This is a genomic window from Streptomyces viridiviolaceus (assembly GCF_014650995.1).
Classification (GTDB): Bacteria; Actinomycetota; Actinomycetes; order Streptomycetales; family Streptomycetaceae; genus Streptomyces; species Streptomyces viridiviolaceus.
The window spans coordinates 90,958-105,756 of the sequence record NZ_BMWA01000024.1 but is presented as its reverse complement, the minus strand read 5'-3'; the positions used below and the strand labels follow the sequence as shown (position 1 = coordinate 105,756).

Annotated in this window: 11 protein-coding genes; 5 read left to right on the top strand and 6 right to left on the bottom strand. The window is 72.4% G+C overall.

Annotation, left to right across the window (positions count from 1 at the left end):
* Nucleotides 1-388: 388 nt before the first annotated feature.
* Nucleotides 389-886, top strand: a complete 498-nt coding sequence (locus IE260_RS30310) for a GtrA family protein (RefSeq protein ID WP_189877624.1) — start codon at nt 389-391, stop codon at nt 884-886.
* Between the two features lie 59 nt (nt 887-945).
* On the opposite strand, the gene gap is transcribed toward IE260_RS30310, so the two are convergent.
* The 3 genes from gap to IE260_RS30295 all read right to left on the bottom strand — a co-directional run bounded on the left by gap (nt 946) and on the right by IE260_RS30295 (nt 6,931).
* Nucleotides 946-1,944 carry a type I glyceraldehyde-3-phosphate dehydrogenase gene (gene gap / locus IE260_RS30305; protein ID WP_189877621.1) on the bottom strand — a complete coding sequence of 333 codons (999 nt, stop codon included), beginning with the start codon at nt 1,942-1,944 and terminating at the stop codon, nt 946-948.
* Nucleotides 1,945-2,045: 101 nt separating this feature from the next.
* Entirely contained in the window at nt 2,046-3,002 is a 957-nt protein-coding gene (locus IE260_RS30300) for a GlxA family transcriptional regulator (RefSeq protein ID WP_189877619.1), read from the bottom strand.
* 110 nt (nt 3,003-3,112) lie between these two features.
* Nucleotides 3,113-6,931, bottom strand: a complete 3,819-nt coding sequence (locus tag IE260_RS30295) for a CHAT domain-containing tetratricopeptide repeat protein (protein WP_189877617.1) — start codon at nt 6,929-6,931, stop codon at nt 3,113-3,115.
* Between the two features lie 81 nt (nt 6,932-7,012).
* On the opposite strand from IE260_RS30295, the gene IE260_RS30290 reads away from it, so the two are divergent.
* A complete protein-coding gene (locus IE260_RS30290; protein WP_189877614.1) occupies nt 7,013-7,405 on the top strand; it encodes a hypothetical protein in 393 nt (130 codons plus the stop codon).
* 22 nt (nt 7,406-7,427) lie between these two features.
* Nucleotides 7,428-8,354: a hypothetical protein gene (locus IE260_RS30285; protein WP_189877612.1), complete on the top strand. Its 927-nt coding sequence runs from the start codon at nt 7,428-7,430 to the stop codon at nt 8,352-8,354.
* Between the two features lie 204 nt (nt 8,355-8,558).
* Here IE260_RS30285 and IE260_RS30280 read toward each other — a convergent pair whose 3' ends face one another.
* Both IE260_RS30280 and IE260_RS30275 read right to left on the bottom strand, forming a co-directional pair.
* A complete protein-coding gene (locus IE260_RS30280; protein WP_189877610.1) occupies nt 8,559-9,431 on the bottom strand; it encodes an SGNH/GDSL hydrolase family protein in 873 nt (290 codons plus the stop codon).
* Nucleotides 9,432-9,690: 259 nt separating this feature from the next.
* Entirely contained in the window at nt 9,691-10,650 is a 960-nt protein-coding gene (locus tag IE260_RS30275) for an adenosine kinase (protein ID WP_189877608.1), read from the bottom strand.
* 954 nt (nt 10,651-11,604) lie between these two features.
* Here IE260_RS30275 and htpG point away from each other — a divergent pair.
* Complete coding sequence (gene htpG / locus IE260_RS30270) at nt 11,605-13,503, top strand: molecular chaperone HtpG (RefSeq protein WP_189877606.1); 1,899 nt, start codon at nt 11,605-11,607, stop codon at nt 13,501-13,503.
* Nucleotides 13,504-13,573: 70 nt separating this feature from the next.
* Here the strand turns inward: htpG and IE260_RS30265 are convergent, their stop codons facing one another.
* Nucleotides 13,574-14,029: an MmpS family transport accessory protein gene (locus IE260_RS30265; RefSeq protein ID WP_189877604.1), complete on the bottom strand. Its 456-nt coding sequence runs from the start codon at nt 14,027-14,029 to the stop codon at nt 13,574-13,576.
* Between the two features lie 456 nt (nt 14,030-14,485).
* Here IE260_RS30265 and IE260_RS30260 point away from each other — a divergent pair, with 456 nt between their 5' ends.
* Nucleotides 14,486-14,761, top strand: coding sequence for a hypothetical protein (locus tag IE260_RS30260; RefSeq protein WP_189877602.1), 276 nt, complete (start codon nt 14,486-14,488; stop codon nt 14,759-14,761).
* The last annotated feature ends 38 nt before the right edge of the window (nt 14,762-14,799 follow it).

Genomic DNA, 14,799 nt, shown 5'->3' with positions numbered 1-14,799 from the left:
CCGGTCCCGCGGACGGCGTCGGACCGGTCGTCCGCCGCGCCGGTCGGCCGCGGTGACGGGCTGGTCGAGACGGCGCAGCGCGTGGGTCGTCCCCTCGACCCTGGTGGCGAACCGGTCGCGTTCGTCGCGGAGCATGCGGTGTTGTGCCGCGGTGGTGCGGCCGGAGGCACGGCTGGGTGAGGACCCCGCGCTCCTGTCTCCGCAGCCGGCCGTGCACCCCGCCGCGTCGTGGTCGCCGTGCCCGCCACACCGCCGTCGGCGGGCCCGCGCCTCCGCCCGGTCGGGCCCGTCGGCCCTGGAACACCGCGGAGCACCGCGCCTAGTAGGCTGCGCAGGCACGAGGTGCCGGTGGTGATCACCCGGCCGACGAGCGGTGGGGGCGTGACAGATGGCTCGGCTGAGGATTCCCGGGGCGGCCCGCCTGCCATGGTCCCGGGAGGTCGGCTTCTTCATCGCGATCGGCATCGTCTCGACCGTCGGACAGGCACTGCTCTACTGGCTGTTGCGCAACTGGTGGCAGCCCGCGGTCGCCAACCTGGTGTCCCTGCTCGTACTGACCGTGCTGAACACCGAAGCGAACCGGCGGCTGACCTTCGGACACGTCGCCGCACCGGCGGTCCGTGCCCACCTGGGGGCCGGCGGCCTCTTCCTGCTCGGCTACCTGGTCACGTCCGGTGCGGTCCTGTTGTTCAAGCACCTCGATCCCGGCGCTCCGCGAGTCGCCGAGACCGTGGTACTCGCCGGCACGTCCGTGGTCGTCACCGTCGTGCGCTTCCTCGTACTGCGGCTGGCCGTCTTCCGCGGTCCGGGCCGCGGCGACGGCGAGCCCGGACCGCGGGAGGCGGCCTCGTCGACCGGTCCGGAACGCTCGGTACCCGCGGGCTAGGACGGCGCACCGTCGTTCCAGGGTGCGGCACCCCAGGAGGCGCCGCACCCGGTGCTCGGTCAGCCGGCGGCGAGGAGTTCCAGCGTGTCGATCACGCGGTTCGAGAAGCCCCACTCGTTGTCGTACCAGGCGACCACCTTGACGTGGCGCCCGTCCACGCGGGTGAGGGCCGAGTCGAAGACCGACGAAGCCGGGTTGCCGGTGATGTCGGACGACACGAGCGGGTCGTCCGAGTACTCCAGGATGCCGGCGAGCCGGCCCTCGGCCGCGGCGCGGTACGCCGTCAGGACGTCGTCACGCGACACGTCACGGCTGACGGTCGTGTTGAGCTCGACGATCGAGCCCACCGGCACCGGCACCCGGATCGAGTCGCCCGACAGCTTGCCGTCGAGGTTCGGCAGGACGAGGCCGATCGCCTTGGCGGCGCCCGTCGTGGTCGGCACGATGTTGACGGCGGCGGCGCGGGCACGGCGGGCGTCGCGATGCGGACCGTCCTGCAGGTTCTGCTCCTGCGTGTAGGCGTGCACCGTCGTCATGAATCCGTGCTCGATGCCGGCGAGTTCGTCGAGCACCGCGGCCAGCGGCGCGAGCGCGTTCGTCGTGCACGAGGCGTTCGAGACGATCGTGTGGAGGTCCGGGTCGTACGCGTCGGTGTTGACCCCGAACGCGAGCGTGACGTCCGCTCCGTCCGACGGCGCGCTGACGAGCACCTTCTTCGCGCCCGCGTCGAGGTGGGCGCGGGCCGCCTTGGCCGACGTGAAGCGGCCGGTCGCCTCGAGCACGATGTCGACACCGAGCTCGCCCCACGGCAGCCGCGCCGGTTCACGCTCGGCGAGCACGGTGATGCGGCGGCCGTCCACGACGAGGGCGTTCCCGTCGACGGTCACCGGGCGACCGAGCCGGCCGGCCGTCGTGTCGTAGGCGAGCAGCCGGGCGAGGGTGGTGGGCTCCGTGAGGTCGTTGACGGCGACGATCTCGAGGTCACTGTCGCGTTCGAGCAGTGCCCGCAGCACATTGCGTCCGATGCGGCCGAATCCGTTGATGGCGATGCGCGTCATGAGTGGTGTCCCTTCGTTCGTCACCAGGTTCGCGCGCGGCGCGGGTCCGCGGCAGCGGCGTGAGTGCCACGGTTCGAAAGGATCGCGCCAGGTGCGACGGGCTACTCGCCCTTGGCGAACGTGCGCCGGTACTCGCTGGGCGTGGTGCCGAGGATGCGCTGGAAGTGCAGCCGCAGATTCGTGCCCGTCCCCAGACCGACGTCGGCGGCGATCTGCTCGACGCTCCGCTGCGACCGTTCGAGCAGCTCACGGGCCATGTCGACGCGGGCGCGCATGACCCACTGCATCGGCGTGTAGCCCGTGTCCTCGACGAACCGCCGCGAGAGTGTGCGCGGCGACACCGCCGCATGCCGGGCGAGCACCTCGAGGGTGAGGGGCTCGCCGAGCCGGTGCAACGCCCACTCGCGGGTCGCGGCGAACCGCTCACCGAGGGGCTCCGGCACGCTGCGCGGCACGTACTGCGCCTGGCCGCCGCTGCGGTAGGGGGCCGCGACCAGGCGCCGGGCCGCGTGGTTCGACGCGGCCACTCCGAGGTCACCGCGCAGCATGTGCAGGCACAGGTCGATGCCCGACGCGGCACCGGCCGACGTCAGCACGCTGCCCTCGTCGACGAACAGGACGTTCTCGTCGACCTGGACGAGCGGATGCTTCGCGGCGAGCGCCCGCGCGTAGTGCCAGTGCGTCGTCGCACGCCTGCCGTCGAGCAGGCCCGTGGCGGCGAGCGCGAAGGCGCCCGTCGAGATGGCGGCGAGCCGCGCGCCCCGGCGGTGGGCGGCCGTCAGCGCGTCGACGACGGCCCGCGGCGGATCGTCGCGGTCCGGGGACCGGTACCCGGGGATGAAGACGATGTCCGCCCACGCGAGCGCTTCGAGGCCGTGGGCGACGTGGTACGACAGGCCGTCGCCGCCGGTCACCAGACCGGGTACCGCACCGCACACCCGCACCTCGTACGGCATGCTTGCGCGGGTCGTGAACACCTGCGCCGGGATACCGACGTCGAGCGGCTTCGCACCCTCGAGCACCAGGACGGCAACGCGACGCAGACGGGAGTTCGGCACGGAGACAGGCTACGCGGGTGACGGCCGGGACCTTTCTGAGTTCGTCGCGCAGACGACCGCCGTCGGTCATGGACGACGCCGTCGAGACCGGCTGAACGCTCCTGCACCCCCTACGGCCCCGCGTGCACCTGGCAGGCCCAGAGGCTGGGGGTCTGCGGGTAGGTGTCCCGCAGCGAGCGCACCGTGGTGTGCAGGGCCTGCGCGGTGCGGGACACCTCCAGTGCGCCGTTGCCCGTGTGCAGGGCCGCATACACGTTCCGGGCGGTCTCGGCCCCGATCGCGTCGACGACGTGCCACAGCGAACCGACGACGTGCGGGAAGCCGGCCATCTGGAACGCGCTGACGACGTGGACGGCCTCGTCGGCGAGTTCGGGGCTGCTGCGCAGGGTGTCGCAGGCGGAGAGGTACGCGAGACGGGCGGCCGGCAGCCTGAGCCGGGCGAGGTCGCGGACGGTCAGCGGGTGTTCGGCGTGGTCGTGGAGGATGAGCCGGCTGTCGGACGGACTCCGCAGATCGCTGAGGGCGTGGCAGGCGAAGTGCGCGTACGCGTGGCGGGGCAGGGCGGAGACGACCGCGGACCGCGTGGCCGAGGAGTCGGCCAGCAGCTCGGCACGGGGCAGCAGCCCGGCCAGGTGCTCCGACTCGCGGCGTACGCCGGGCAGGGGTGCCGTGCCGGCGGCTTCCGCGACGCCGACCACGAGCGTTCCGGTGCCCGCCGGGCGGGCGGCACGCTGCCGGGCGTGGTGCAGGGCGCGCAGCGTCGGCGTGTAGGAGGAGACCACCCGGTCCAGCGCGCCCGAGGTGCCGTCGGCGGGGGCCGCCGCGTGCGGCGGCAGCGTGCCCAGGGCGCCGCCCGGCGACCACCACAGCCGGGGCCACGGTCCCGTCGGTGCGGCCGGGACGCCGAGGTGGTCGAGGACGGGGCCGGTGACCGTCTGCCACAACCAGGCGAGCGTGGACCGGACGACCTGCTGGGCGCGCTGTGCCTGCCTGCGCGGGGTTCCGGGCGACTCGATGCGTGCCAGGGCCTCCTCGAACTTCTGCCGGCGCGTTGCCGTCGTCCCCGGATCGAGCCCCGGAAGCGGCACGGCGTCGATGGAGTGCTCGGTGACGACCAGCGCGTCACTGCCGTACGGGGAGACGTTGACCAGGACCACCGGGCCTGCCGCCGCCGTCGCACGCAGTTCGCGTTCGTCCCACTCACGCACCGGACGCAGCAGACCGAGTCCTGGGTGCTCGGTGCGGATCCGGCGTGTGAGTTCCTGCCAGTCGGCGGCCAACCGCTGGCGCCGGTCGGCCCGGGCGTCGGCGGCGCGCGCTCCGTCCCGGGGGGCTTCCTCCGGGAACTCGGCACTGAGTGGTTCCCGGCTCTCGGTCGCCGTGTCGAGGGCCGTACGGAGCTCCTCGAAGCGGTCGGCGAGGTCCGGTGCGGCCTCCCGGAGCCGGGTGAGGTCGCTGTCGGCGTCGAAGGCTTGGGAGAGCAGCACACCCCTGGCCTGTTCGAGGAGCCCGACCGCCAGCCCGGGCCGGCCGCACCGCACGGCGCAGGCAGCCGCGGCAGCCCCCAGACCGACGGACCGGCTCAGCAGGAACTCCTGGTCGTCCCGCAGGAGATGGCGGGGCGTGACGGAGTGCAGCAGGTCGACCGCCATCACGTAGCCGTCCAGGGCACGGTCCCAGACGCCGAGCTGCGCCCAGAGGTCGCCGCAGGCCCGCGCGGCGGTCAGGCGCTCCGAGGGCGGGCACTGCTGCTCCAGGGCTGCTTGCCTGAACACGTCGGCCGCCTCGGCCAGATCGGTGTCGCGTCCCCGGCCGGTGCCCTGGTCCCGCAGAACGACGCCGAGGTTCGTCAGGCGCAGTGTGCGCCTGGCATGGCCCGGCGGGGTGACCTCGACCACCCGGCGGAACAGCGCGATCGCCTCCTTGCGGACCGCCGACGACACCAGGGAGCGGAAGCTCAACAGGCGGGTCTCTGCGGCCAGGGTCAGGGCACCGGGCAGGTCGGGCGAGTCCGCGGGCAGTGCCGCGACGACCGCGTCGGCCAGCTCCCGGGCCTCCCGCGCATCGATCAGCCGTTGCGCGGGGTCGCGGCGGCTCATGAGGGCCGCGGCCAGGTTGTGGCGGCGGCGCGGCAGCAGGGGGTCGTCCGCCGGGGTGAGTGCGAGGGCCTCCCTGAAGAGCCGGATCGCCTCGTCGAGCCGGGCGTCCGGGTCGGCGGCACGCTCGAAACCGGTCATGACACTGATCGCCGTGGAGCCGAGCACCGTCGCGCGGTGTGCGCGGCCCAGCCCGGGCAGCTCCCTGGCACGGCGCCGGCACTCCTGGGCCTCCCGCAGGTCCTCGCCGTCACCCAGCAGCTGGTGGCGCAGGCCCAGGGCCATCCCGAGGTTGAGCAGCCGCACGCTGAGGATCTCGTGCTCTTCCGGGGTCGACGCCACCGCCTCCCGCATGACCCGGACCGCCTCGTTCAACTCCTCCCGACGGCCGGTGCGTTGATAGCTGCTGGTCAATACCAGGCCGAGATCGCTGAGTGTCACGGCCCGCTCGGGGTGGCCCGGCGGCAGCAGCGCCTCGGCCCTTCGCAGCAGCGTCAGGGCCTCGGCCAGGTCCGCGCTGTTGCCGTCGGGATCGAGCCGGTACCGGGCGTGCAGGGCCATCGCGGGGGCGATCAGCCGCGTCGCGGTCTCGGCGGTCGCCTGCGCGGACGCGGCTGCCACGGCCGTCAGATGCGTGATCGCCGCGTCGAGATCGGCCGGATCGCCGGTGAGCGCGAAGCGGGCGCGCAGGGCGTTGCCCAGCGTGTTGCGCACCCCGGTGCGCTGCTCCCCGTCCTGCGACGCCTCCCATGCCTGTGTCAGCACCCCGACCGCCTCGTGCAGATCCTGCGGCCGGCCGGTGCGCTGGTATCGCAGCATGAGTGCCAGGCCCAGGTTGAGACCTGCGGCGGCCGGACCCTTGGGATCGCCGGCGGCGGCCCGGCGGAACAGGTCCACCACCTCGTCGCACTCCTCGGCCGTGGCGCCCTCCCGGTGCCTCAGCGCCAGCAGCGCGGCGCCCAGGGTGCTCAGGCAGTGGGCCAGGTGCGGGCTGTGCGGGGGCAGTTGGGTCAGTACGTCTCGCGCGATGCCGACCGCCTCGTAGAGATCCTCCGGGTCGAGCGACTGCCTGTAGCGCTCCAGCAGTTGGATGCCCAGGTTGCTGAGGGCCAGGAGCCGCTCGGGGGAGTGGGCCGGGATGCGTTTGAGGGTGCGGTGGCTGAGTCGGATCCCCGCCGCCGGTCCCGAGTCGGCGTCCGGCTCGCGCCGCCCGACGAGGGACAGCGCGTGGGTCAGATCGGCGACCCGGGGCACGTACGCGGGATCGTGCTCGGGTGTCGCGAGGACGGCGAGGCTGCCTGTCGCGACCGCCGTGGCGAGCAGGGCCTCGTGCGTGGGCGCGTCGATGCCCACCCGCACGGCCAGCCGGTACAGGCGCAGGTCGTCCTCGGTGGCGTCCCGTGGCGGATCGTGCTGTCTGCCCTCGGCCGCGATCACGGCCGCCGCGCACTGGGCCGACCACTCGGCGACACCGTCGGCGTTCGCGGGGTCGGGCCGGACCGCGGGGTCGGTCGTCGCGTAACCGGCCGCCAGTTGCGGTGGTACGAGACCGGGATCGGCCACCCAGACGGGGAAGAGCAGGGTTCCGGCCATGGCGCCGTGGACGGGGCCGTCGGGACCGGGGGAGGCCGCCGCGCGCGCGGCACACAGCCATCCCGCCGCGTGCCGGGCCTCCAGGTCGGTCCTCAGGTCGGCCAGGCACAGCAGTCCCCGCAGTTCGGCGTCGGCCTCGGGGCCGAACACCACGTCCGGATTCACCCCTGTGTGCGCGCTTCCCGCGCCTGCGACGCGTGCGCGGATGGCCTGCACGAGCCGGTCCCGGTCGTCCCTCACCTTGTCGCGCCCCCCTGTCGTTCAACCCCGTGGCGTGGCGACCCACCCTCAACAGTGCCAGTCCTCGGGCACACTTGGAGCATGACCGTATCGCCTGACCATCCCGAACTCGTGCACCGCACAGCGGCGTTGTGCGCGCTGCTCGGCTCGCGCGACACGATGCGCGAACCGGACGTCCGGGAGGCGGCCGAGCGCGCGCGGGACCGGCTGCGGTCGGGGGCGGACGCCGACGAACTCGCCGCGTGCTTCGACGCCTTGGACCACGCGCTGCGTCGGGCCGGGGTCGCGGTCGGCCTCTCCCCGGCACGCGTTGGGCTCGCGGTCCGCGGGGTCGCCCAGCACCTCAAGGTGGCCGTGTGCCCCGGACCGGTCCGCTGCAGCCGGTCGGAGCGGGCCCGCGACCTGCTGCCCGCCCCGCACTGTGCCGTCCACGACGCACGTATGCACAAGGCGCGCCTGCGCCCCGACGGGTGACCGCCTCCGGGCCGCCGACCCCATGAACCCTCTCCTCGCCACCCTGGGCAGCAAGCTCACCGAACGCTGGCTGAACCTCCTGGTGCTGCCCGGCGCCCTCTTCCTGGCCGTCACCGCCGTCGGCACCACCCTGGGCCACCGCCACTGGCACGACGTCGACCGGCTGCGCACCACACTGGACGAGCTCGCCGCCCGTCCCGCGCTCGACCGGACCGGCACCGCCGCACTTGTGGTGGCACTCGTCCTGCTGGCCGCCGCCGCGGCCTCACTCGGCGCGCAGTTCCTGGGAGGCGCCATCGAGCGGTACTGGCTGCGCTTCGGCCAGGACCCCCTCTCGCGTGCCCTCACGGCACGGCGCCGACGTCGGTGGGGTGAAAGGGACGAGAAGGTCGAGGAGGCCGTCCTCCGAGCCGCCACGACCGGGGACGGGGCAGACGGTGCGGTGTCGGTCCCGGCCCGTACGTGGGCACGGATCCAGGCGCTGACCGAGGCCCGCGACCGCATCGCGGTACGCGCCCCGACGCGGCCCACCTGGTACGGCGACCGCATGCAGGCGGCCGCGGACCGCGTCGAGGCCGCCTACGGGGCCGACCTCGCCGCCCTGTGGCCCCGGCTGTGGCTGATCCTCCCCGAGCCCGCCGAACGGCAGATCCGGTCGGCCCACGACTCCTTCGGCGCCGCGGCGCGGCTCGCGGCCTGGGCGGTGGGCTACGCCTTGCTCGCCTGCTGGTGGTGGCCGGCCGCGCTGGTCGCCGTGGGCTGCGCGGCGGCGTCCCGGTCCCGTGCCCGTGCCGCGCTGGAGGGGCTCGCGGCACTCGTCGAAGCGGCCGTCGACGTACACGGCCGGGAGCTGGCGGCCCGGGTCGGTCTGATCGCCCCGGACTCGGCGGGGCTGCTGGCCCGTGACACGGGGGACCGGATGTCGGAGATCTTCCGGAAGAACGACTGAGACGCGGACGGGACCGGTGCCCGGACGAGCCGGCGGGGCCACGGCTTCATGTGGCCTGACGCCGGGCCGCCGACGCCGAAACCGCTCCGCACGGAGCGGACGTGACGCCCCGTCGCCGAGGCGGCGGGGCGTCTCCTGGCGTCCACGGGCCTCTCTCCCGCACGTCACCGCCGTCGACGACGGCCCGAGCGGTCTGCCGAGGCGTCAGCTCAGGCCGAGGACGCTCATGGTGTGCTCGGCCATGCGCTTCTCCCCGAGGGCGTTGGGGTGGACGGGGACGACGCTGTGGCCGAAGAGGAGCGGCTCGATCCACCGGGTGCCGGCGGCCTTGCAGGCGTCGTGGCCGTCCGACGCCTGCGAGAAGTCCACGTAGACCGCACCGGTCTCCTCGGCGGCGCGCTCGACGACGGCGTTCAGGTGCGCCTGGATGCCCCGCAGGTAGGGCACGTCGCCGGAGGCGATCGGCAGCTTCGCGAAGCAGGACGGGTCGGCGGTGGCCGGCACGATCCACGGGTAGCCCAAGGCGGCGACACGCGCATGGGGAGCCTTGGCGCGCACGTTCTGAAGGGCGGCCTTGAGGGCGGGATAGGTGTTCGCGGCTATCCGGTCGTCGAAGGAGCTGCCGTGCTTGTCCTTGCAGGGGCTGCCCTTTCCGCCGCTGAGAACGCCCGCGGAGCCGCAGGCGAGGATGGCGTTGATGAACGTGTTGTTGTCATTGCCGCCGATGGTCAGCGTCACCAGGTCGGTGTCCGCGCCGAGCGCGTTCAGCTGGGGGGCGACTCCCGGGTACTGGGCCTGAGTGAAGTGTTTCGTCTGGGCGGCGCCGCAGGTGACGTCCTTGAGGTGGGCGCCCGTTCTGGAGGCGATGACGTTGGGGTAGTTCGCCGTGGAGCGCAGACACAGCAGGTTGGAGGTGTCCACGGGCAGGACTCCCGAGCCGGCGCTGTAGCTGTCGCCGAGAGCGACGTAGTCCAGGGTCGTGGTGGCGTGTGCGGTGGTGGCGGTGAGGCCGAGGGCGAGCGCGCCAACGGCGGCTGCTGTCGCGGTCATGACATGGCGCACGGCATGCTTCGGCATGTGCTCTCTCTTCTCGGGAAGTGGCACGGGGGGAGCGGGCATGGCGGTGCCCGGGGTGCGTGCTGCTCTGTGAGAGTGCGGCGGCTCAGGTGGGGAAGCGGCCGACGGTCGCGCCCCGGGGGAGGGGCGCGCTCGCCGGCGACCGTGACGTACCGGTTGTGGGGTTACCGATCGGTTCTACCGTTAGGTAATTTGCACCCGTCCTGACACCGAGTCAACATCGGTGACCCGACTTCTTGAAACGTGGTGGGGAACGCCGCTACGGCGTGACCGGCGAGGAGTCCTCCTCCGGTGCCGCGAGGGCCAGGGCTGCGGATTCCGACTCCGCCGCCCGGGCGAGCAGTTCGGACCGGCCGATGGCCTCCGTGCGGGTGGAGGGCACGGTGCACGCGTGGGCCCCGGCGACGGATCCGTAGCGGGCGCAGCGCTGCGGATCCTCTCCGTTCAGCCAGCCGAGCAGGAAGGCCGAGGCGAAGGCGTCGCCCGCGCCGTTGGAGTCCACGACCGGAGCCGGGGGATCGACGGCGGGTACGTGCGTCACCGCGTCGTCGGTCAGCAGGTACGCGCCTTCGGCGCCGGCGGTGGCGACGACGATCCGGGCGCGACCGCGCGCGGCGATCTCGCGCATGGTGCGCTCGGTGTCGGCCAGCGCGGTGGTGGAGAGGAAGACGACGTCGGCCGCCAGGGCGAACGGCTCGTGATAGGGGTCGACGCCGTCCCAGTCGTGGAGGTCGGTCGAGAGGGTGACCCCGGCCTCCCGCAGCAGGGGCAGGGCGTGCGCGCACGGTTGGGTGATCACGACGTGCGCGTGCCGGCTCGCGGCGGCGAGCTCCCGCACCGTCGCCTCGGGGAACCGGTCGGACTCGCCGGAGCGCGTCGCGTCGTACAGGGACAGGCGCCGTCCGTCGGGCCCGACGAGGTTGACCGCGCGCTTGGTGCCCGCCGGCTGAGGCACCGCGGTGAGGGGGACGCCCCGGTCGCGGTGGAGGGCGCGGACCAGGTCGCCCTCGTGGTCGTCGCCGATCATGTCGAGATGGTGGGCGCGCAGTCCCAGGGCGGTCAGTCCGAGCGCCACGAAGTCGCCGCTCTGGCCCGCGCGGGTCTTGATCCCGGGCCGGATCATGTGGCTGTCGGCGAACGGCAGCGGCAGTTCGGGGACGTGGACGATCGTGTCCACTCCCGCGCCGCCCAGGACGAGGACGTCGATGTCGGTGCTCATGGGGTCCTCCCGGGCCGTCGTCGGCAGCCGAGTCAAACAGCCGGCCGCCACCGTGGCAAGGACTTGCAGAAAACCTCTGCAAGTCCTGTCGGTCGTCCGGCCCGCCGGTCGACGGCAGCGCTCAACGGCCCTCGGCGCACAGGGCCGCGTCCACCGCCCCCTGGAGACGGGGCCGGCGCCCTCCGCCGCCCGGGTCACGGTGCCCCGGCCGCGCGGCCCTGTGCGCCGACCGAGTCGCCGGGCAGATCACCGCCGTGGCCCAGTAGAGGCCGCCGCAGCTGAGCGGGACGGAGACGACGCCGTAGCCGTGGCGGCTGCCCGCCGGGTACACGTCGCGGCTCCCCACGACGGGTCTCGGGTCATCCGGTGCACCGCCCGGCCGGGCAGGAGCCGCCCGCCGAACAGTACGTCCCAGAAGGAGTTGAGATCCTCCGGACCCGTCCGTCCGTCATCAGGGGCATCACGGCGGCCGCGGTGAACGCCTCGGTGCTGCCGGACGGCCTGAACCGGCCCCGCTCGTCGACCTTCGGCCGGCCCGACCGCAGGTCCGAGACGCCTGCGGTACGCGTCAGCCTGCCGTCGTACGCGAGCGCACCCGGCACCCCGTCCCGATCGACGAGCAGATCCAACTGCCGCTCGAACGGCTCCGGTTGACGGGACGCCGCATGCTCGCGAGCGCACCGGTGAGCGTCGCGGTGCGTGCGAGGCATGGGTGTTCCCCCTGGTCGTGACCCGGCCGGCACGGACCGGTCGGTCCCCGTGCCGACGGCCCTGCCAGGATCCCGGCACCGGATCACTGCGCCCAGCCCCCGGATCCGGGGTGCGGTGAACCCGCTTGCGGCCCTCTCACCTGCATGCACCGGGAGCCCGACAGAACCTGTCGAGGAGCCGGGGCTGTTCTAGAGTGACCTCCACCAGTGCAGACCACTGCGACCTGTGAGGTACACACCAACCATGCCGAGCGAAACGTTTGAGTTCCAGGTAGAGGCGCGTCAGCTCCTGCAGTTGATGATCCACTCGGTCTACTCGAACAAGGACGTCTTCCTGCGCGAGCTCGTCTCCAACGCCTCCGACGCGCTGGACAAGCTGCGCCTCGCCGCCCTGCGGGACGAAGCTCCCGACGTCGACGTGACCGACCTGCACATCGAGATCGACATCGACAAGGAGGCCCGTACCCTCACGGTCCGGGACAACGGCATCGGGATGTCGTACGACGAGGTCACCCAGCTCATCGGCACCATCGCCAACTCGGGCACGGCCAAGTTCCTGCAGGAACTGCGAGAGACCAAGGACGCCGCAGGGGCCGACGGGCTCATCGGCCAGTTCGGGGTCGGCTTCTACTCGGGCTTCATGGTGGCGGACGAAGTCACCCTGGTGACCCGGCGCGCCGGCGAGACCCAGGGCACCCGCTGGACATCGCGGGGCGAGGGCACGTACACGCTGGAGAAGGTCGACGAGGCGCCGCAGGGAACCTCGGTCACCCTTCACCTGAAGCCGGCGGATTCCGAGAACCAGCTCCACGACTACACCTCCGCCTGGAAGGTGAAGGAGATCGTCAAGCGGTACTCGGACTTCATCACCTGGCCGATCCGCCTGGTCCCCGAGGCGGGCGACGACGGCGACTCCGGTGAGGCGGAGACGCTGAACTCGATGAAGGCCCTGTGGGCGCGTCCGCGCGACGAGGTGTCCGACGACGAGTACCACGAGCTGTACAAGCACATCAGCCACGACTGGCGCGAACCGCTGGAGACGATCCGGCTGCAGGCGGAGGGCGCCTTCGAGTACCAGGCCCTGCTCTTCGTGCCCGCCCATGCCCCGCACGACCTGTTCACCCAGGGGTACCAGCGGGGCGTACAGCTCTACGTGAAGCGCGTCTTCATCATGGACGACTGCGAGGAACTGCTGCCGCCCTACCTCCGCTTCGTCAAGGGTGTGGTCGACGCGCAGGACCTCTCGCTCAACGTCTCCCGCGAGATCCTCCAGCAGGACCGGCACATCCGCATGATGCGGCGCCGCCTGACGAAGAAGGTCCTGTCGACGGTGAAGGACCTGATGTCGTCGGCGCCGGAGCGCTACACCACGTTCTGGCGGGAGTTCGGCCCGGTCCTGAAGGAAGGGCTGGTGACCGACTCCGAGAACCGCGACGCGATCCTCGCCGTCGCCTCCTTCGCGAGCACACGGGACGCCGAGGAGCCGACCACGCTGGCGAAGTACGTGGAGCGGATGAAGGACGGGCAGGACGGCATCTACTTCATGACGGGCGAGTCCCGGCAGGCCATCGAGAACTCCCCGCACATGGAGGCGTTCCGGGCCAAGGGCGTGGAGGTCCTGCTGCTCACCGACCCCGTGGACGAGGTGTGGGTCGACGCGGTCGGGGAGTACGAGGGCAAACGGCTGCGGTCGGTGGCCAAGGGCGAGATCGACCTCGGCGGCGAGGAGGACGGGAAGGACGGCGCCGAGAAGGAGCGGCAGAGCGAGGAGTACGCCGGGCTGCTCGGCTGGATGACGGAGCACCTGGGCGAGGACGTCAAGGAGGTCCGCCTGTCGTCCCGCCTCACGGTCTCGCCGGCCTGTGTCGTCTCCGACGCGCACGACCTCACGCCCGCGCTGGAGAACATGTACCGGGCGATGGGTCAGGAGGTGCCCCGGTCCAAGCGGATCCTGGAACTCAACCCGGAGCACCAGCTGGTGAAGACCCTGAACCGGGCCTACACGGAACGCGAGGACCGCACGGAGCTCACCGAGACCGCGGAACTGCTCCACGCTCTGGCGGTTCTCTCCGAAGGCGGCCGGCCGAAGGAGCCGGCACGGTTCGTGAAGCTGGTGGCCGACCGCATGGAACGCACGCTGTAGGTACGCCGATCGGCGCACGGTGAGGTCCCGTGGTGGCCGGCCCACCCCGGGACCTCACGGTCCGTCCCGCTCAGCCGGCGATCGGCGAGACGGCGACACAGCCGGCGGCGGAGACGACGCCCGCGTCGGACTCCTCGGCGAGGGTCTTCCCCTTGTACACGATCTTGCAGGTGAGGCCGTCGGAGCCGCCCTCGCTGACGTCCAGCGCCACCGGCAGCACGGTCGGCGCCTCGATGCCCCGCAGCGTCACCGTCTTCTTCCACGGCAGCGTGGGGTTCTTCACCGTCTCGAGCTTCGGGTCCGCCGCGTCGCCGCCGCCCGCGTTGAACTCGATGGAGTCGGCCTTGGCGCCGGTCACCTCGTAGGTGACCTGATACTCCTCGTTGAGCTGCTTGTCGACCTCCTCGACCACCTCGTCCTCGACCTGCTTGGCGGCCTCGTCGGCGACGTCCGAGCAGGCGCCGAGCCCGAGGACGAGACCGCCCGCGAAGAGCGCGGCGGCGATGGAGCGGCTGATGCGGTTCATTGGAATTGACCCCCCAGGTCACACGGACTGTGCAAGCGGCAGACAACAGTAAAGGTGACGCAAAGTCAATTTGTTACCGAACGCGGAAGCCGCTGGTCAACGCCGGTCCTCCGCTGTGACACGGCGCCATACCATTCCGTATCGTACGGTCGGGCCGTGGCGAGCGAACGGGACTGGCTGGAGGCCGGACTCGCCGTGCTGCGACAGGACGGCGCGCGGGCCCTGACCATCGAGCGGCTGTGCAGCGAACTCGACCTGACCTAGGGCTCCTTCCACCACCACTTCAAGGGCACAGCGGGCTTCAAGACCGACCTGCTCGCACACTTCGAGGCAGAGCACACCAGCCGCTTCATCGCCGACACGGAACGCGTCGGCGCCTCTGCCCGGCGCAGGCTCCGGCGCCTGCTCGGACTCGTCCTCGAAGACAAGAGCGGCAGTGAGGGCGTCGAGATCGCCATGCGGTCCTGGGCCCTGCAGGATCCCGAGGCACACGCACTTCAGGAACGGGTGGACCGGTCGCGCATCGACTACCTGCGCACCCTCTTGCGCGAACTCGGCGGCCCGGAGGTCGACGTCGAGTCGATGGCCCGGCTGCTCTACCTGGTCCTCGTCGGCGCCCAGCAGGTCGTCCCGCCCGTCCCCACGTCCGACCTGCGCGACAGCTACGCCCTGGCCCTGCGCCTGGCCCCGCACGATCCGCACGACGCGTACGAGTGGGAGGACACCCCGTGAACACCTTGGCCCGATGGGTCCCGCGGCTGATCATCGCC